The sequence below is a fragment of the Arthrobacter sp. SLBN-83 genome (genome assembly GCF_006715285.1).
Taxonomy (GTDB): domain Bacteria; phylum Actinomycetota; class Actinomycetes; order Actinomycetales; family Micrococcaceae; genus Arthrobacter.
The window spans coordinates 2,540,691-2,558,792 of record NZ_VFMX01000001.1 but is presented as its reverse complement, the minus strand read 5'-3'; the positions used below and the strand labels follow the sequence as shown (position 1 = coordinate 2,558,792).

The following is an 18,102-nucleotide window of genomic DNA, read 5'->3' as shown; positions in this document are numbered from 1 at the left end:
TTAGAGCTCCAGGCCGATCAGCAGCGGCTCCGGGTGCAGCGAGATGCCAAAGCGTCGTTCGACGCCGGTCCGCACTTCCCGTGCGACAGCCACCATGTCGGCGGCGCTGGCGGAGCCGCGGTTGGTGATGGCCAGGGTGTGCTTGGTGGACAGCGAAGCGCGGCCACCGGCCACGCCTTCCGGTTCCAGGCCGAAGCCCTTGCCGAACCCTGCCTGGTCGATCAGCCAAGCTGCCGACAGTTTCACCAGCCCGTCCTGCCCTGCGGGGTAGCGCGGTGCCGCTTCCGGCAGCTTTTCCGCGACGTCGGCAGGAACGATCGGGTTGGTGAAGAAGGAGCCGGTGGAGTACGTGTCCCGGTCCGCGGCGTCCCACACCATGCCCTTGGAGCCACGCAGCCGGAGCACTTCCCGGCGGACGTCGTTGGCGTAGGCACGCTTGCCTACTTCCACGCCGAGGGAGCGGGCCAGTTCGGCGTACCGGATGGGGGCGCTCATCCGCCCCAGCGGCAGCTGGAATTCCACGGTCAGCACCACGTACCGGGGCGAGCCGTTGACGGTGGTCTGTTTGAGGATGGAGTCCCGGTAGCCGAACTTCAGCTCCGAGTTGGTGAAGGTCTGCACGGCATTCCGCTGCCGGTCCCAGGTGCGGACGGCGGCGATGGTCTGGGAAACTTCCGCACCGTAGGCGCCCACGTTCTGGACGGGAGTGGCGCCGGTTGAGCCGGGAATGCCGGAGAGCGCCTCGATGCCGGACCAGGCGTGGCGGACGGCGTGCTCCACGAGCTTGTCCCAGTTGTGCCCGGCCTGCACCACCACGGCCACTCCCCCGCAGGAATCCTCCGCGTTGACCGTGAACCCCTCGGAAGCGATCTTGATGACGGTGCCGGGGAACCCGTCGTCGGACACCAGAAGGTTGGATCCACCGCTGATGATCAGCACCTGCTCACCGGCCGCGTCCGCGGAACGGACGGCGTCGATGATCTCCGCCTCGGTCCGGGCCTCGATGAACGTACCGGCGGGGCCGCCGACGGCGGACGTGGTCAGGGAGGAAAGCAGGGTGGGAGTCACCCGTCAACAATACTAGGGAAACCTATGCGGCCTTCCGGGCCACCGGCGACAGCACGAAGCTCACGGCCAGCATCACCATCACGGCCAGGAGCGAATGCAGTATGCCCACGTGTTCGGCCAGCAGGCCCAGCAGCGGCGGCCCGCACAGGAACGCCCCGTACCCGATGGTGGACACCACCGATACCCGGGCCGCGGCTTTGGCGGGATCGTCGGCCGCAGCGGACATGCCCACCGGAAAGCCCAGGGAGGCGCCCAGGCCCCATGCCGCCAGCCCAACGTACGCGAGCCACGGCACCGGGGCGAAGACAAACACGGCCAGGCCCAGGACGGCTGCGGCAGCGCACCATCGCATAACCGGAACCCGCCCAAACCGGTCCAGCAGCGGTGTTCCGGCGAACCGCCCGATGGTCATGAAGGTAACAAAGAGGCCATACCCGGCAGCACCGGCGGCATCGCTTTGCCCGTGGCCGTCCGCCAGGGCCAGGGCCACCCAGTCCCCTGCGGCGCCCTCCGCCAGGGCGAGCCCCAGCACCAGGATGCCCAGCAGCAGGGTCCGCCGTTCCCGCCAGGCCTGGGCGATCTTTCGCTTGTTGTCCAGCGGCGCCTCCGTCGCGCCCGCGGCAGGAATTACGGGAATGGGCCCCGTGGTGGGGTCCTCGAAGTTGTCCGGGGAGTAGTTGCGCTCCCCCTTCACCGCGATGTCATCGGCACGGAACCAGGATGCCGCCGTCGCCACCGAAACAGCAACGACCGTCCCTGCTGCTGCCAGGTGCCAGAACACGGGCAGGGACACGGCCGCAGCAAGGGCTCCCAGTCCGGCGCCAGCCACTGTTCCAAGGCTGAACGCGCCATGGAGCCGGGGCATGATGTGCCGGCCCACGGCGCGTTCCACCGCCGCGCCTTCCACATTGGAGGCAGTGTTCCAGCTTCCTGTGCCCAAGCCGATGATGGCCAGACCTATGGCTGTTGCCACGGGGTTTGCCAGCACAGTCGTGCCAAAACCGGTGGTCAGCAGCCCGGCGCCCACCATGATGCTGCCGGTGCGGATGGTCCGCTTGGAGCCCAAGCGCAGCACGATCAGCCCCGACATGGAGACGGAGGCGAACGAGCCCAGCGTCATGCACAGCAGGATGATGCCCACGTTGCCCGGGGTCAGGTCCAGCGCGTCCCGGATGGCCGGCAACCGGGAGACCCAGGAGGCAAAGGCCAGGCCGCTGGCGCCATAAGCAACGACGACGGCGTTGCGCCAGGCAGTAACCTGGGCAGCGGAGGCGGTGGTTCCTGCAGGAGTGGTCAAGGGTTGCAGCTCGTCGTCAGGAACACTCAGGACAGCTTGACGAGGGCCTGGGCCTTCATCAGGACTTTCTGCCCGGCGGAAACCACCGTGAGGTCGATGCGCGCCGTGTTGGCTTCGGCGTCGAGCTTTCCGATGATGCCGCTGACCTCGATGCTGGCGCCAGGCTGGTCCGTACCGGTGGTGTCCGCAACCAGGACTGGCTTGGTGAAGCGGGTCTGGAAATCGACAACGGCGGCGGGGTCGCCTGCCCAGTCGGTCACCAGTTGGACGGCTGAGCCCATGGTGAACATTCCGTGGGCGATCACGCCCGGCAGTTCCACGCTGGTGGCGAAGGCCTCGTTCCAGTGGATGGGGTTGAAGTCTCCGGAAGCGCCGGCATACTTGACCAGGTCTGTCCGGGTGACCTCGATGGTGCGGCTGCCGATCTCCTGGCCGGGGCTGAGTTCGTGGATGCTGAGGCTCATGGCTACTGTCCCTCTCCCCGGACCAGGATGGATGACGTGGTGGTGGTGACGGGCACCCGTGAGTCGCCGGCGCCGAGGGCGAAGATCTCCGAGCGGGTGGTGATCATGGCCCCGCCGCCCATGGCGCGGACGCCGTCCACGTGGAGCTCCGCCACCAGGCGGTCCCCGGCAATGATGGGCCGGTGGTGGGTGAAGCGCTGGTCAGCGTGGACCACGCGGGAGAAGTCGATGCCCGCTTCCGGATCCTGGATCAGCTGCGCGTCGGCACGCTGGGCGATGATGATGGCGAAGGTGGGCGGTGCCACCAGGTCGTCGTGGCCCAGGGCCTTGGCTGCTTCCACGTCGAAGTGTGCAGGGTGGGTGGCTTTCACGGCGCGGGCGAACTCGCGGATTTTTTCGCGGCCAACGTCGTACACCTCTGCGGCAGGGTAGCTTCTGCCCTGCAGGTCCGGATTGATAGTCATGGATTCCAGCCTATAACCCGCATGTTGGCGGGCAGAAAAGGCCCGCCGCAACCGTAGCGCAGGTCCTACCGGCGCAGGTTCCTTCGGATGGCCTGCCCGCGGACCACGAGGCCGACGACGTGCAGGACCAGGCCCAGTCCGATCAGCGGCAGGGAGGCCATGGCCAGTCCCTGGTTCCCGCTGGTGTTGCCGATCAGGGTGAGAATGATGCCGACGGCGATCAGTCCCATCGCGCTGAAAACCAGGGCTTTGTAGCGGGTCGGCGCGGTGGCCCAGAATTCGTTCAGCACCGTCCAAGTCTACCGGCCGCAGCCGGCAGCACCCGGGACGGCGGTCAGAACAGCGCTTCCTGTACGGCAGGCACCTCGGAGGAGAAGCTGCCCAGCACGACCGTCCGGGCGGCCAACTGGGACAGGTTGACCACGAACCCGGCGTCCGAGCCGTCCAGCCGTGCCAGCGCATTCGCCCCACTGAGTGCGGCAATGTCGAACCCGTGCTGTCCGCCGTCCAGCGCGTACGGGTAGGCATGGGGCGTCTTGTGCCCGAAACAGGCGCCCGCGCCGTATAGGGCGTCAGCATGCGCGGGCCGCGCCCATTGCTCCTCCACGGTCCCGAAACCGTCGACGGCGGTGTGCGCCAGCAGTGCACGTACCTCCCCGGCAGCACCGGCATTAATGGCGTCCAGCTCCGCGGCCGGGAGCGGCTGCAGCAGTGCCTCCGCTTTGGCAGCCGAGCGCACCTGCTGGGTCAGGCCAATCTCGGCCGTAACCACGTCCTCGAGGATCCGCACCACGCGGCCATCCCGGGCCTTGGCAACATACCTCGCCACCGCCGCACCCTGTTCGGCAAGCCTGGTCCACTTGCTGCGGCCCGACGCCGTTCCCACCTTGGTGGCGCCCCCGCCGAAGGTGGCCACATAGAGCCAGTGCTCCTGCATCAGGTAGTCCCGGAGGCCGGGAGTGACCCGGCCGCCGCGGTGGAAGTCGTGCATCAGCCGCGACTCGTCCAGCACGAAGCACCGCTCGCATTGCTTTCCCCGCACGGCGGGAGCTGAAGAGGTGCAGAGCACGTGGCTGCGCGATCCGGCGGACTGGACCGTGACGTGGCCCAGGCAGGACCTGCCGGGCTCCACCACTTCGAAGCCAAGCCGTTGGCCCGGGCCGAGGCTCAGCTGGCGGAAGTCCCCTTCAGGTGACTGGAGGCGCAGCACGGGGCTGCCGCCGTCGTCCGTTTCTTTGGAGGCGTCCGGTGCATGCCAAAAGACCCCGTGGACCAGATAGCGGGTATCGGTCACGGGGTCTCCTGAAGTGGTGGGTTGGCGCTACAGCGCGGGCTGCACCCCAAAGGCTACCGCGAGCTTCATGATCTTCTCGGCGCGGCCCAGGCGGGGCAGGTCGGAGCCGTCACGGATGACGCGGCCGTTGGCTTCGAAGTCGTTCATGAAGTCGGTGGCCCAGGCGACGTCCGACGGCGTGGGGCTGATGACCTCGTTGATCACGGGGGTCTGGTCGATGGCCAGGCACAGTTTGCCGGTCATGCCCATCATCACGGTGATGCCGGTCTGCTCGCGCAGGATGGGATGGTTGGTGCCGACGGTGGGTCCGTCAATGGGGCCCGGCAGGTTGCCGACGCGGCTGGCGACCACGAGCTTGGCGCGCGGGTAGGCCATGGCTTCCGGGGTGGCGGCCATACCGGTGTCGCGGCGGAAGTCGCCGGAACCGAAGGCCAGGCGGAATGCGCCCTGGGCCTTGGCGATGTGGTTGGCTTCCTCGATGCCGAGGGCGGATTCCACCAGCGGAATGACGGGCGTCTTGCCGTCCATGCGGTGGTAGCTCTCGGTCACCTGGTCTGCCGATTCGGTCTTGGCCAGCATGACGCCCAGGAGCCCGGGGGTGCCGCGGAGGCCGGCGAGGTCGTCGGCCCAGAACGGGCTGGTGGCGTCGTTGATCCGGACCCAGGCCTTGCCGCCGGCGGTCAGCCAATCGATAACGTTGTTCCGGGCCTGGTCCTTCTGCGAGGGGTCCACGGCGTCTTCAATATCCAGGATGATCGAGTCAGCGCGGGACACGGCCGACTGGTCGAAGAGTTCGGGCTTCATGGCATTGACCAGCAGCCAGGAGCGGGCGATCTCGGCGGGGATATTCCGTTCCGGCCTAACGGTTTCGGCGGCGATGGTAGACGTCATGCCTTCTACAGTATCCGGCCCGCAAGCGGCTCGGCGAAGAAAACGGCCAGCTTGTGAGGTTCAATACGAACTAAACGCGATGTGACTGCGCTCCCGTGGAAACTGGCTGGCAGTAGTTGTCGTTGTGGAGCTGCAAAACGACAAGTACTGCCAGCCAGATGGCGCTTAGGGAATGTTGCTCCCGCGCGCCGTGACCCACAGTTTGTACCAGTCGGCACGCGTCAGTGCCTTGGCCACCCGGGCGGCGTCGGCGCAGGCACGGATCCGGTCAGGGTTGACCGTGCCGATCACCGGCGCGATCCCGGCGGGGTGCTTCATGAGCCAGCCCAAGAGGATGGCTTCGCCGGTGGTGCGGTACTCCCCCGCCAGTTCCGCCACGAGTTCGGCGGTGGCTGCCTCCGCAGAGGTGGAGTTCTCCTGCTCGGCGCCGGTGTAGACGCCCCTGGCCAGGGAGCCATAGGCCTGCAAGGTGACGTTGTTGCGGGTGCAGTACTCCAATGTGCCGTGCGGAAAGCTGTAGTCCAGGTGCTCCGGGTGGTTGACCAGGACCTGGCTCTCCAGCCACGCCCGCTTGAGCAGGCTCATCTCCAGCTGGTTGGCCACCACGGGCGTCTCCAGCCGGTCCTGCAGCACCTCGATCTGCGCCGCGGACATGTTGGACACGCCCAGTTCCCGGACCTTTCCTTCGGCCATGAGCTGCCCCACGGCGGACGCCACCTCGGCAGGGTCCGCCAAGGGGTCCGGGCGGTGCAGCAGCAGGATATCCACGTAGTCGGTGCGGAGCCGTTTCAGGCTGCCCTCGACCCGTTCAAGGATGGCCTCCCGGCTGAGGTCATAGTGCGTCTGCAGGCCGCGTTCGTTGAGCCGGATGCCGCACTTGGTCTGCAGCCGGATCCGCTCCCGCAGGCCCGGACTGGCCGCGAGGACCTCACCGAACACCGCTTCGGACTTGCCATTGCGGTAGATGTCCGCATGGTCGAACAGGGTGATGCCCGCATCCAGGGCAGCCTGGACGGCAGCGGCCGCCTGGTCCACATGGCCGGCACCATGCGGCTCCTCAGACCAGCTGCCGCCCAGGCCCATGCATCCATAGATGACTTCCTGCATCAGGAGGCCCCGTCCGGCCGGGCAGCCGGCATCAGCGCAGCCACGCGGTGGTGTTGGCCGGCAGCTTGCCGTCTTCCAGCGGCGCGCTGGAGACCAGCACCCCGCCGGCGGGAAGGTCGACGGCGGTGTTCCCAAAGTTGGTCACGGACTGCCAGCCGTTGGGGCGCTTGAAGTGCAGGACGTCCGGATTGCCGGTGTCCACCCATTCGAGTTCCTCGCCGGTCTGCAGTTCGCGGCGCAGTTTCAGTGCCTTGCGGTAAAGCTCAAGGGTGGAGCCTTCGGTTCCGTCCTGGGCCTCCACCGCGTACTTGCTGAACCAGTCCGGCTGCGGCAGGTGCGACCCGCCATCGCCGAAGCCGAAGGAGGTGCCCTCCACCTTCCACGGCAGCGGAACGCGGCAGCCGTCGCGGCCGATCTCCACGCCCTTGTTGCGGAAGAAGGACGGATCCTGGCGTTCGGATTCCGGGATCTCGGCCACTTCCTGCAGCCCAAGTTCCTCACCCTGGTAAAGGTAGGCGGAGCCCGGTACGGCGAGCATCAGCAGCGTGGCGGCGCGGGCGCGGCGTTCACCGAGTTCCACATCCAGCTGGTCCTTGGGTCCACCGGCGAGCAGCCAGTCCTTGCCGTCCTGGCCCTTCGCGCCGGCCTTCTCCTTCGCCACCTGCGGCAGGCCATAGCGGGTGGCATGCCGGACGACATCGTGGTTGGAGAACACCCAGGTGGAGGAAGCTCCGGTGGCGGCAGCCTCGGCGAGGTTGCGGGTGATGATCTCCTTGTACTCCGCGGCGTCGAAGTCGGCCTGCAGCAGGTCGAAGTTGAACGCCTGGCCCAGCCCCTGCGGGCTGGCGTACCGGGCACGCCGGGTGGCGTGCACCCAGGCTTCGGCGACGGCGGTGCGGGGCGGGTTGTACTCGTTGAAGACCTCGCGCCACTCGGCATAGATTTCGTGCACTTCGTCGCGGTCCCAGAACGGGTGCGAGCCGTCGTCGAAACCGTCCACGCCGGTGTTCGCAGCGCTCAGCTCGAGCTTGGACAGCAGCGGCTCGGTGAGGTCCTTGGTGAGGGCGTGGGCCACGTCGACGCGGAAGCCGTCCACGCCGCGGTCGGACCAGAAGCGCAGGGTCTTGAGGAAGTCGTCGCGGATTTCCCGGTTGGACCAGTTCAGGTCCGGCTGCTCCTTGGCAAAGATGTGCATGTACCACTGGCCGGGGGTGCCGTCCGGTTCGGTGATGCGCTCCCAGGCGGGTCCGCCAAACACCGAATCCCAGTCCGACGGCGGGAACTCGCCGTTGGGGCCCTTGCCGTCCCGGAAGATGTAGCGGTCCCGGGCCGGGGAGCCCTTGGGTGATGCCAACGCCTCCTGGAACCACTTGTGCCGGTTGGACGAGTGATTGGGCACGATGTCGGCAATCAGCTTGATGCCGGCCTCGTGCAGGGCCTTGGCCATCTCGTCGAAGTCGGCCAGCGTGCCCAGCTTGGGGTCGACGTCGCGGTAGTCATCCACGTCGTAGCCGCCATCCGCCAGCGCGGAGGGGTAGAACGGGCTCAGCCAGACGGCGTCGATTCCCAGCGACTTCAGGTACGGGACCTTGGCGGTAATGCCCTTCAGGTCGCCGATACCGTCGCCATTGGAGTCCGCGAAGCTGCGGGGATAGATCTGGTAGACGGAGGCCTGGCGCCACCAGTTGGGGTCGCCCAGGCGGTCGGAGTCGGACAGGGTTGCCAGCGTGGCAGTGGTGGACAAGGACTGACCCTTTTCTTCAGTGCGGTTAATACGTGGTGCAGCTATATTGATATTGAATCTAAATTTACTTTCCCAAGTATTATCTGGTGCTTTGTACAGGAAGGTCAACAGCATGGCTGAACCCGTTCCCGCGACTCCCCAGTTGCTGCGGCGCGTCAGCGCCGGCGCGGTCCTGGAATTCATGCGCGCCTCGGCTGCCGTGACGGTCACGGACGTCATGGCGGCCACCGGACTGACCCGCGCCACCACCATCGCCGTCTGCGAGGATTTGGTGCGGCGCGGCTGGATCCTGGAGCTGGAGAACCAACGCGAGTTCGGGGGATACCAAAAGGGCCGCCCCGCGCGCCGGTTCGAGCTCAACGAACGGGCGGGTGTGGTCCTGGGCATGGACATCGGCTACTCCAAGGTCACGGTGGTGGTCTCCGATCTCCGGGGCAACACGCTGGGCCGGTCCAGCCGCCCCTTCCAGGCCGGCGACGTTGGTTCGAAGGAACGCATCGCCTTTATTGACGGCGTAGCCATGGCGGCGCTGCGCTCCGCGGAGACCGCACCTGAACAGGTGCTGGCCGTGTGCGCCGGGGTGGCAGCCCCAGTGGACCGGCACGGGGACGTGGTGGCCACGCAAAAATTTTGGGGACTGTTCGACCTCGGGCTGCGGCCGGCCCTTAAGGAGACCCGTGGATGGACGGTGCTGCTCGAGAACGATGCCAACCTGGCAGCCCTTGGCGACCGGTGGCAGGGGGCGGCCGCCGGGGTGGACGACGTGGTGGTGATCCTGGCCAGCGAACGGCTGGGGTCTGGCATCGTGGAAGGTGGCCGGCTGGTGCACGGAAGCCGCGGCAGCGCCGGGGAACTTGCCTACCTGGACCTGGTGGAAGGCGTGGGTGACACCTACGGCATTGCCCACCTGGCCCGGACCTGGGCAGCCGAGGCACTGGCCACGGACAAGCCCACGGCCCTCCGCGATTTCCGGCCAGGACGGGTGGAGGCCGAGCAGGTCTTCGCCGCAGCAGCCCAAGGCGACCCCGTGGCCCTGGGCATCCTGGACCGGCTTGCGGACAGGATGGCACGGGTGGTGGGCACGGTGGCCACCATGCTCAACCCCGAACTGGTGGTGATCGGCGGCGGCGTGGCCGGTTCAGCGGACGTCCTCCTGGCGCCAATCAGCGAGGGCCTGAAGGAGTTCACGGCCACCCCCGCACGGGTGGCGGTGTCCCCGCTGGGTGATTCCATCGTGACGGTGGGCGCCGTGCGCTGCGCCCTGGACTACGTGGAGAAGAACTCCCTGGACCTGGAGCTGGTGTCGACCTCTGCTCCGGCCTAGGTTTTTCGCTATACCTGCAGAGGGCCAGTTACTCCGGCATGACCATGGTGCGCAGGTCCAGCTGCCGCAGCACCCTGTCCGCCACCTCCGGGTCCATGTCCGGCTCGTTCCGCGCCGCCACCACTTCCTGCCTGGCCGCGTCCAGTGCGATGGTTTGGACGGCGATGGCAAGCTCGCGTCCCCGCTGGCGCTTCTCGGCCAAGGGTTCGTTCCGCAGGCTGCCGTCCGTCAGTTCCGCGTGCAGGCGCCGCATCCTGTCCTTGACCAGCGCCACTTTCTCCGGCGGCAGGTCCGTCATCAGGTCGTGCTGTTTCAGGGCAGCCACCGCGGCTGCCTGCGCCCTGGTGGCCAGAAGCCGGACGGCGTCACGTTCAGCCGTGCCGTCCTCGGAGGCTTTGAGGACCCGCATCAGCCACGGCAGCGTCAGGCCCGGAAGGACCAGCGTGGCCAGCAGCACCGCGCAGGCGATGACCAGCAGGTAGTCCCTTCCCGGGAACGGCGTGCCTTCCGCCAGGGTCAGCGGCAGTGCCAGGGCCAGCGCCAGGGTGGCCAGGCCGCGCATTCCGCACCACGTCAGGATGAGCACTTCCTTCAGGGAGGTGGGCTGCAGCAGGTTCCGGCGTTTCCTGGCTCCCAGGGCCAGGACGCCCAGCCATAGGAACCGGACCGCGAAGACCAGGACACACACCACCAGGGACACCCCGATCATGCTGAAGATTTCCGTCCCCTCATCCCGGATGACATGGCGGATTTCCAGCCCCACCAGACCGAACGCCAGTCCCGTGGCCAGCAGCTCCACCACATCCCAGAAGGCGTTCCGGGTAACCCGCTCAGCGGCATCCTGCGGGCGGGCGTGGCGCTGCATTTCCAAGGCGGTGACCACCACGGCAATGACGCCGGAGGCATGCACCTCCTCCGCGAGGATGTAGGCTGCAAACGGCACCACCAGGGTCACGGCACTCCGGGCCACCATGGACGTGACCAGCCGGGTGATGAGCGCGATCAGCCAGCCCATGGCGACGCCGACCAGGACGGCAAGTGCCGCTCCCACGATGAACTGCAGGACGACGTCGGGCCCCACCTTGGTGCCGCCCACGGCAGCCGCCACGGCCGCCTGGAAGATGACGATGGCGGCCGCGTCGTTGAACAGCCCCTCGCTCTGCAGGACGGTGATCAGGCGGCGCGGCATGTGCACGCGGCCCGCGACGGATTCCACGGCCACAGGATCAGGCGGGGCCACCATGGCTCCCAGGGCAATGGCGGCGGGAATACCGAGGCCTGGAATCATCAGCCACGCGGCCCCGGCCACCACGGCGGTGCTGATCACCACCAAGGCCACGGCCAGCATGATCAGGGTCCGCCACCGGACCCGGAACACGGCCCAGGAGCTGCGCTGGGCGGTGGCGAACAGCAGCGGCGGCAGGAAGATGGGGAGGATCAGCTCGGGTTCAATCTCCAGGTCCGGGAAGCCCGGAATGAAGGTCAGGGCCACCGCCAGGAGGAGCATCAGGACCGGGTACGGCAGCCGCAGCCTGTCCCCCAGGCCTACGGCCACCACCGTGGCCAGCAGCAGTCCGACTATTAGTGCGAGCTGATCCATAAGCCTCTTCCCTGCCGGCGCTTACGGGCGCGGTTCCAGGGCAGCGGCCACCGGCAGGGTGCCGTCGCGGAACTCGATGGTCCGGCCCGCGGTCTGCGGCAGGTCCAGCACGGCCGCCGCCACGATTGCCACGTTTGCCCGGGAAGTTTCCCGTTCCCCTTCCGGCGAGGGGTCGACGTCGATCCGTCCCGTCCCGGGGTTGTCCGTCAGCGCGCCGGGTCCCAGGATGGTCCACGCCAGCCCGGTGCTGCGCAGGTACTCATCCGCGGCTGCCTTGGCTTCGGCGTAGGCAAAGAAGCTGCTGTCCTCCGGCACCCCGTGGTCCTTGCCGGCGCCGAAGTAGGACACCATGACGTACCGGTTCACCCCGGCCTGGGCAGCGGCATCCATGGACCGGATGGCTGCATCACGGTCCACCGCGTAGGTGCGGTCCGGGTTGCCGCCGCCGGCCCCGGCGGACCACACCACGGCGTCATGGCCGGCGAGCGCCTGGGCGATGGCCGCCGTCGTGGAATTCTCCACGTCCAGGACCGACGGCGTGGCGCCGGTGGCGCTGACGTCGCCGGCATGGTCCGGGTTTCGGATGAACGAGGTCACGGAGTGGCCCTCGCCGGTGAGCAGTTCGGACAGGAGGAGGGCCACTTTTCCGTGGCCGCCAATGATGGCGATGCGTGTCATGCACCCATTCTGCCCGCCAGGCACCGACAGACAGAAGCGACATGGCCCTGAACAGGGCCTTTGTGCCCTGTTCCACGTTTCCGACACCCACCTAGCTTGGGGGGATGGCTGCCGGACCCCATGCGGGGTTAGATGGACCCGCATCAGAAGCGATGTTGAAGCTGGGCCGTTTCTTCACGAGGTGGGACCAGACGGACGACGGACGGGCGGTGTTCCGCGAGGGCGGCCGGAAGGGTGACATCTTCTACCGCGACCGCTGGAGCCACGACAAGGTGGTGCGGTCCACCCACGGGGTGAACTGCACCGGATCGTGCTCCTGGAAGGTGTACGTCAAGGACGGCATCATCACGTGGGAGTCGCAGCAGACGGACTACCCGTCCGTCGGGGCCGACAGTCCCGAGTATGAACCACGGGGCTGCCCACGCGGGGCGGCCTTTTCCTGGTACACCTACTCCCCTACCCGGGTGCGCTTCCCATATGCCCGGGGCGTGCTGGTGGAGATGTACCGGGAGGCCAAGGCCCGGCTAGGAGATCCCGTGCTGGCGTTCGCCGAGGTGGCAGCGGACCCGGACCGGCGGCGCCGCTACCAGCAGGCGCGCGGCAAGGGCGGGCTGGTGCGCGTGTCATGGCAGGAAGCCATCGAGATCGCCGCCGCCGCCCACGTGAACACCATCAAGACCTACGGCCCGGACCGCTGCGCGGGCTTCTCGCCCATCCCTGCCATGTCCATGGTCTCCCATGCGGTGGGCACCCGCTTCATCCAGCTCATCGGCGGAGTGATGACGTCCTTCTACGACTGGTACGCGGACCTTCCCGTGGCCAGCCCCCAGGTTTTCGGAGACCAGACCGACGTTCCCGAGTCCGGGGACTGGTGGGATGCCCGGTACCTGATGATGTGGGGTTCCAACGTTCCGGTGACGCGCACGCCGGACGCCCACTGGATGACCGAGGTCCGGTACCGCGGCACCAAGGTGGTCACGGTCAGCCCGGACTATGCGGACAACACCAAGTTCGCCGATGAATGGCTCCCCGCCCAGGCCGGGACGGACGCGGCCCTCGCCATGGCCATGGGCCACGTGATGCTGAAGGAATTCTTCGTGGACCGGCAGGTGCTGTTCTTCACCGACTACGTGAAGCAGTACACGGATCTTCCTTTTCTGGTCAGGCTGGAGAAGAACGACGACGGCGCGCTCACGCCGTCGAAATTCCTCACCGCCCTGGACGTCCCCAGTGAGTCTTTGGCCGAGGATGCCGCGTTCCGCACCGTCCTGTACGACAAGGCGGCGGGCCGCGCCGCCGTCCCCAACGGGTCCATGGGGTTCCGCTATTCCCCAAGCGGCGAGGGCAAGTGGAACCTGGACCTCGAAGGGATCGCGCCCGCCCTGTCCCTCAAGGAAGTCTCCACCGAGAGTGCCGAAATCCTGCTCCCCTGTTTCGAGGCTGCAGGCGGCGAGGGCACCATCCTGCGCCGCGGTGTTCCGGTCATGGAGGTGGGCGGCCATCTGGTCACCACGGTGTTCGACCTGATGCTGGCCCAGTACGGCGTGGGCCGTGAGGGCCTGCCCGGCGACTGGGCTGCGGGGTATGACGATCCCGCAACCCCCTACACGCCGGCCTGGCAGGAGGAGATCACCAGCGTTCCGGCCCAGGCCTGTATCAGGGTGGCCCGCGAGTTCGCCCGCAATGCGGAGCAGTCCAAGGGCCGCTCCATGATCATCATGGGCGCCGGCATCTGCCAGTGGTTCCACGGCGACACCACCTACCGCGCCGTGCTGGCACTGGTGATGCTTACCGGCTGCATGGGCCGCAACGGCGGCGGCTGGGCGCACTATGTGGGCCAGGAAAAGACCCGGCCCGTCACCGGCTGGGTGTCCCTGGCCAATGCGCTGGACTGGTCCCGACCGCCGCGGACCATGACCGGCACCAGCTACTGGTACATGCACACCGACCAGTGGCGGCAGGACGGCTATTCGGCGGACGCCCTGAAGTCCCCGCTGTCCACCGGGAAGCTCGACGGCATGCACACGGCGGACGCCATCGCCCAGTCCGCCCGGCTGGGCTGGATGCCCTTCTACCCCCAGTTCGACCGCAACCCGCTGGACGTGGCGGATGAAGCGGAGGCCGCCGTCGCCGCCGGCACTGCCGCCGATGCGCCGTCCTTCATTGCCGATTCCCTCAAGAACCGCTCCCTCAACCCGGCCATCGAAGACGTGGACGCCCCTGCCAACTGGCCCCGCACCCTGGTGCTGTGGCGGTCCAACCTGTTCGGCTCCTCCGCCAAGGGCAACGAGTATTTCCTCCGCAACCTGCTGGGAACCCACCACAACGTCATGGGCGGTGACAGCGCAGAGGAGCTCAAGCCACGGGACGTCGCCTGGCACCAGGAGGCGCCGGAGGGAAAGCTGGACCTCCTGGTCTCCGCCGACTTCCGGATGACCTCCACCACGCTGCTGTCCGACGTCGTATTCCCGGCCGCAACCTGGTACGAAAAGCACGACCTCTCCTCCACGGACATGCACCCGTTCGTGCACGCTTTCAGCCCTGCGATCGACCCGCCCTGGGAAACCAAAACGGACTTCGACACGTTCCACCTGCTGGCCCGCGAATTCTCCCGCCTTGCGAGGACGCACCTGGGCGTCCGGAAGGACCTGGTCAGTGTGCCGCTGATGCACGACACCCCCGGTCAGCTGGCCCAGCCCGGCGGGCGGGTCCGGGACTGGCGGGAGCCGCACATCCCGGCAGTCCCGGGGCAGAACATGCCCGTCTTTTCCCTGGTGGAGCGGGACTATACGGCCATCGCGGACAAACTCGCCGCCGTCGGGCCCCTCGCTGACCGGCTGGGCTTCACCGTCAAGAACGTCACCTACAACATGGCCCAGCCGGTGGCCAGGCTCAGCCATGCCAACGGCGTGATGCTGGGCGGGGCTGCGGACGGCCGGCCGGCCATGGACACGGACGCGAAGATGGCCGAATCAATCCTTGCGTTCTCCGGCACCACCAACGGTTCGCTGTCCGTCCAGGGCTTCAAGGACCTGGAGGTCCGCACCGGCCAGAAACTGGCGGACCTGGCGGAGGGTTCCGAGGAAAAGACCATCACCTTCGCCCAGACCCAGGCGGGCCCGGTCCCGGTGATCACGTCCCCGGAATGGTCCGGTTCGGAGACCGGTGGGCGGCGGTACGCCCCGTTCACCATCAACATCGAGCGGCTCAAGCCCTTCCATACCCTCACCGGCCGGATGCATTTCTTTCTGGACCACGACTGGATCACGGACATCGGCGAAAACCTGCCCATCTACCGGCCGCCGCTGGACATGCACCGGCTCTTCGGCGAGCCGCGGCTCGGCTCCGACGGCGCCATGGAGGTAACCGTCCGGTACCTGACGCCGCACTCGAAGTGGTCCATCCACTCGGAGTACCAGGACAACCTCCTGATGCTCTCCCTGTCCCGCGGCGGACCCACAGTGTGGATGAGCCCTGCCGACGCCGACGCGATCAAGGTCCGCGACAACGACTGGGTGGAATGCACCAACGTCAACGGGGTGCTGGTGGCCCGTGCCATCGTCAGCCACCGCATGCCGGCAGGCGTGGTGTACGTCCACCACGCCCAGGAACGCACCATCGACGTGCCCAAGTCCGAGGCCACCGGGCGGCGCGGCGGCATCCACAACTCGGTGACCCGACTGCTGGTGAAACCATCGCACCTGGCCGGGGGCTACGCCCAGCTGGCGTACGCCTTCAACTATCTCGGACCCACAGGAAACCAGCGCGACATGGTGGCCACCGTCCGCCGCCGGTCGCAGGAGGTGCAGTACTGATGCGGGTGATGGCCCAGATGGGCATGGTGATGAACCTGGACAAGTGCATTGGCTGCCATACCTGCTCCGTCACCTGCAAGCAGGCGTGGACCAACAGGGCCGGCACCGAATACGTGTGGTTCAACAACGTGGAGACCCGGCCCGGGCAGGGCTATCCCCGCCGCTACGAGGACCAGGATCGCTGGTACGGCGGCTGGACCCTGAACCGGCGCGGCAAGCTGGCGCTGAAGGCCGGCGGCAGGGTGAAGAAGCTGTTCGGCATCTTCGCCAGCCCCGTCCAGCCTGAGCTCAAGGACTACTACGAGCCCTGGACCTACGACTACAAAACCCTGGTGGACGCCCCCTTGGGCGACGACTTTCCCGTGGCCCGGCCCAAGTCCCTGATCACCGGCGAGGACACCAAAATCACTTGGTCCGCCAACTGGGACGACAACCTGGGCGGTTCCCGGGATCACGGGCATCTGGACCCGCTGGTGGAGAAGGTCCGGCGCGAGTCCGAGGACAAGATCAAGTTCGCCTACGAGCAGACCTTCATGTTCTACCTGCCCCGGATCTGCGAGCACTGCCTGAACCCCTCCTGCATGGCATCCTGCCCGTCCGGCGCCATCTACAAGCGGGTGGAGGACGGGATCGTGCTGGTGGACCAGGACCGGTGCCGCGGCTGGCGCCAGTGCGTCACCGGCTGCCCGTACAAGAAGATCTACTTCAACCACAAGACCGGCAAGGCCGAGAAGTGCACCTTCTGCTACCCCCGCGTGGAGGTTGGCCTGCCCACAGTCTGCTCCGAGACGTGCGTGGGGCGGCTGCGGTACCTGGGGCTGTTTTTGTACGACGCCGACGCAGTCACCGCAGCAGCGTCCGTCACCGATCCGCAGGACCTCTACGACGCCCAGATGGACGTGCTGCTGGACCCCCACGACCCCCGCGTCCAGGCCGAGGCGCGGGCGCAGGGCATCCCGGAGGACTGGCTCGACGCTGCCCGCCGCTCCCCCGTCTACGCGCTGGCCAAGGTGTACAAGGTGGCCCTGCCGCTGCACCCGGAGTACCGCACCATGCCGATGGTCTGGTACGTGCCTCCGCTCTCACCCGTGGTGGACCTGCTGCGGGACCAGGGGCACGACGGCGAGGACGCCGGCAACCTGTTCGGCGCCATCGACGCGCTGCGCATCCCGGTGGAGTACCTCGCCGAGCTTTTTACCGCCGGGGACACGGAGCGGGTCACCGCCGTGCTGCGGAAGCTCGCGGCCATGCGGTCCTTCATGCGCGGCATCAGCCTGGGCGAAGACCCGGACGAGACCATCCCGGAGTCCGTGGGCATGGACGGGCAAGGCATGTATGAGATGTACCGGCTGATGGCCATCGCCAAATACAGCGAGCGCTACGTCATTCCCACGGCCCACCTGGAGCAGGCGCACGACCTTGAGGAGCTGGGCTGTTCGCTGGATTTCGACGGCGGACCTGGCATGCAGGATTCGGCACCGTTCGGGGAGGCGAGCGGCCGGCCCGTCCCGGTGGCCGTGGATACCTTCCACGCGCTGCGGGACCGGCAGAGCTCGGACACCATCGCCGCAGGTTCAAGCCTTCATGGCAGGGTGAACCTGTTGAACTGGGATGGCCGCGGCGCGCCGCCGGGACTGTTCCCGGACAGGCTTTCCCCGCACGGGGGCGGGGAGCCGGACACCCTGGCCGCCGCCGAGGACCAGCCGTGATCCGGCCAGCCGTCAACTCACCGGCGATGACCCGCCGCGACCAGGTGGTGTACCTTGCCGCGGCCTGGTGCCTGTCCTATCCGGACGTGGAACTGGTGGAACGCGTTCCCCTGGTCCGGGCCGCGCTGGCCGAGTTTCCGGGCGCCCTGCCGGATTTCGCCCCGGTGCTGGAGCTCCTGGAAACAACCCCGCCGATGGAACTGCAGGCCCAGTACGTCCGGGAATTCGACCTGGGCAGGCGGCATGCCCTGCACCTGAGCTACTGGACGGACGGCGATACCCGGCGCCGCGGCGAAGTGCTGGCCTTCTTCAAGGAGGCCTACCGGCACAGCGGGGTCCTGGTGGACCTGGACGGGGAACTCCCCGACTACCTGCCCATGGTGCTGGAATTCGCCGCCCGGGTTGACGGCGAGGCCGGCCGCGACCTGCTGCAGCGCTACCGGGCCAGCCTGGAGATGCTCCGGCTCGGGCTGCTGCGGGACAACCTCCCGCACGCCCGGATCCTGGCGGCCATCTGCGCCACCTTGCCCGGGAAGTCACCGCAGGACGAGCAGGAAGTGATGCGCATGGCCGGCTACGGTCCACCCACTGAAAGCGTGGGGCTGGACCCCTACGACCCGCGGCTGCTGCCGGTCCGGAGGGCCTGA

General features: G+C 67.6%; 15 protein-coding genes. 4 read left to right on the top strand and 11 right to left on the bottom strand.

Annotated elements, in window-relative coordinates; all coding sequences use genetic code 11:
- The 9 genes from FBY30_RS11860 to FBY30_RS11820 form a co-directional block, all read right to left on the bottom strand.
- On the bottom strand, positions 1 to 1,068 hold the full coding sequence (locus FBY30_RS11860; RefSeq protein WP_142133051.1) for a UDP-N-acetylmuramate dehydrogenase: 1,068 nt from the start codon (positions 1,066 to 1,068) through the stop codon (positions 1 to 3).
- Between the two features lie 22 nt (positions 1,069 to 1,090).
- Positions 1,091 to 2,365: an MFS transporter gene (locus FBY30_RS11855; RefSeq protein ID WP_142133050.1), complete on the bottom strand. Its 1,275-nt coding sequence runs from the start codon at positions 2,363 to 2,365 to the stop codon at positions 1,091 to 1,093.
- Between the two features lie 26 nt (positions 2,366 to 2,391).
- A complete protein-coding gene (locus FBY30_RS11850) occupies positions 2,392 to 2,829 on the bottom strand; it encodes a MaoC family dehydratase (protein WP_142133049.1) in 438 nt (145 codons plus the stop codon).
- Between the two features lie 2 nt (positions 2,830 to 2,831).
- The gene (locus FBY30_RS11845) at positions 2,832 to 3,293 is read right to left on the bottom strand and encodes an FAS1-like dehydratase domain-containing protein (protein WP_142133048.1); all 462 of its coding nucleotides are present in this window, start codon (positions 3,291 to 3,293) and stop codon (positions 2,832 to 2,834) included.
- A gap of 65 nt (positions 3,294 to 3,358) precedes the next feature.
- Entirely contained in the window at positions 3,359 to 3,583 is a 225-nt protein-coding gene (locus FBY30_RS11840) for a DUF3188 domain-containing protein (protein WP_142133047.1), read from the bottom strand.
- A 44-nt stretch (positions 3,584 to 3,627) separates the two neighbouring features.
- Positions 3,628 to 4,587 carry a DUF2797 domain-containing protein gene (locus tag FBY30_RS11835; RefSeq protein ID WP_142133046.1) on the bottom strand — a complete coding sequence of 320 codons (960 nt, stop codon included), beginning with the start codon at positions 4,585 to 4,587 and terminating at the stop codon, positions 3,628 to 3,630.
- A gap of 27 nt (positions 4,588 to 4,614) precedes the next feature.
- Positions 4,615 to 5,478 carry an HpcH/HpaI aldolase/citrate lyase family protein gene (locus tag FBY30_RS11830; RefSeq protein ID WP_141942759.1) on the bottom strand — a complete coding sequence of 288 codons (864 nt, stop codon included), beginning with the start codon at positions 5,476 to 5,478 and terminating at the stop codon, positions 4,615 to 4,617.
- A 165-nt stretch (positions 5,479 to 5,643) separates the two neighbouring features.
- Positions 5,644 to 6,585: an aldo/keto reductase gene (locus FBY30_RS11825; RefSeq protein WP_142133045.1), complete on the bottom strand. Its 942-nt coding sequence runs from the start codon at positions 6,583 to 6,585 to the stop codon at positions 5,644 to 5,646.
- Positions 6,586 to 6,616: 31 nt separating this feature from the next.
- Positions 6,617 to 8,329: a glycoside hydrolase family 13 protein gene (locus FBY30_RS11820; protein WP_142133044.1), complete on the bottom strand. Its 1,713-nt coding sequence runs from the start codon at positions 8,327 to 8,329 to the stop codon at positions 6,617 to 6,619.
- Positions 8,330 to 8,441: 112 nt separating this feature from the next.
- Here FBY30_RS11820 and FBY30_RS11815 point away from each other — a divergent pair, with 112 nt between their 5' ends.
- Entirely contained in the window at positions 8,442 to 9,653 is a 1,212-nt protein-coding gene (locus FBY30_RS11815) for an ROK family protein (RefSeq protein WP_142133043.1), read from the top strand.
- Between the two features lie 28 nt (positions 9,654 to 9,681).
- On the opposite strand, the gene FBY30_RS11810 is transcribed toward FBY30_RS11815, so the two are convergent.
- Positions 9,682 to 11,253 (bottom strand): Na+/H+ antiporter, encoded by a 1,572-nt coding sequence (locus FBY30_RS11810; RefSeq protein WP_142133042.1) that lies wholly within the window; start codon positions 11,251 to 11,253, stop codon positions 9,682 to 9,684.
- 21 nt (positions 11,254 to 11,274) lie between these two features.
- Positions 11,275 to 11,931, bottom strand: coding sequence for an SDR family oxidoreductase (locus FBY30_RS11805; protein WP_142133041.1), 657 nt, complete (start codon positions 11,929 to 11,931; stop codon positions 11,275 to 11,277).
- Positions 11,932 to 12,035: 104 nt separating this feature from the next.
- On the opposite strand from FBY30_RS11805, the gene FBY30_RS11800 reads away from it, so the two are divergent.
- The 3 genes from FBY30_RS11800 to narJ are packed head-to-tail and all read left to right on the top strand — an operon-like array spanning position 12,036 to position 18,102.
- Entirely contained in the window at positions 12,036 to 15,746 is a 3,711-nt protein-coding gene (locus FBY30_RS11800) for a nitrate reductase subunit alpha (RefSeq protein WP_142133040.1), read from the top strand.
- The gene (narH, locus tag FBY30_RS11795) at positions 15,746 to 17,455 is read left to right on the top strand and encodes a nitrate reductase subunit beta (RefSeq protein WP_142133039.1); all 1,710 of its coding nucleotides are present in this window, start codon (positions 15,746 to 15,748) and stop codon (positions 17,453 to 17,455) included. The genes FBY30_RS11800 and narH overlap by 1 nt, the downstream gene beginning before the upstream one ends.
- A 26-nt stretch (positions 17,456 to 17,481) precedes the next feature.
- Entirely contained in the window at positions 17,482 to 18,102 is a 621-nt protein-coding gene (gene narJ, locus FBY30_RS11790) for a nitrate reductase molybdenum cofactor assembly chaperone (protein ID WP_142135208.1), read from the top strand.